The organism is Bacillus sp. FG16 (assembly GCF_057809515.1).
This window is the reverse complement of record NZ_JBMDKC010000379.1, coordinates 1-370: the sequence shown is the minus strand read 5'-3', so window position 1 is coordinate 370 and position 370 is coordinate 1. Positions and strand designations below refer to the sequence as shown.

1 protein-coding gene is annotated in these 370 nt (G+C 36.2%); it reads left to right on the top strand.

The window, feature by feature from the left end; genetic code table 11:
* On the top strand, nucleotides 1–185 hold a 185-nt coding region (locus ACODS7_RS32835), incomplete at its 5' end, for an LPXTG cell wall anchor domain-containing protein (RefSeq protein WP_488828757.1).
* Nucleotides 186–370: the final 185 nt, after the last annotated feature.

Genomic DNA, 370 nt, shown 5'->3' with positions numbered 1-370 from the left:
GAACACCAGATCCAGAAAAACCTGGAACACCGAATCCAGAGAAACCTGGAACACCGAATTCAGAAAAACCGGAAAAAGAATTACCGAAGACAGGGCAGAAAATGCCTGTGGAGCCATATATGGGAGCACTTCTTGTAATGATGAGTTTTGGATTATTCGTATTAGGTAGAAAACAGCAGAGATAATAAAAGTGAAAAGGTATCCTCAAAGTATTTGAGGATACCTTTTTTAGCATGAAAAAAGCATCTAGCAAAAGAACTAGATGCAAATAAAAACACATGGGAAGACAAAATTCTTCCCGTTTCCCGTATGTAATTATATAAGTTCCGTTTAATGTTTTAACATCGATAAAAGTGTCTATACTGCTTAT